This is a genomic window from Stenotrophomonas sp. Steno-Z2, from assembly GCF_056393235.1.
Genome location: NZ_JBWJOY010000033.1, coordinates 1 through 204, shown reverse-complemented (window position 1 = coordinate 204; position 204 = coordinate 1). Strand labels below are relative to the sequence as shown.

Below are 204 nucleotides of genomic sequence, written 5' to 3'. Positions count from 1 at the left end.
ATGTCCGTCAGCACGTTCGACCTGTTCAAGATCGGCATCGGCCCGAGTTCCTCGCACACCGTGGGCCCGATGCGCGCGGCCGAGCGCTTCGTCCACCGCTGGCTGCTCGATCCGGGCAGGCTCCAGGACGTGGCGCGCATCCGCGCCGAGGTGTTCGGCTCGCTGGCCCTGACCGGCCGCGGCCACGGCACCGACACCGCCGTG

At 72.1% G+C, this 204-nt stretch carries 1 protein-coding gene; it reads left to right on the top strand.

Annotated features, from left to right (window positions below):
• Nucleotides 1-204 (top strand): serine dehydratase beta chain (locus AC06FP_RS16890; protein WP_478076341.1); only part of this gene is annotated, 204 nt, incomplete at its 3' end.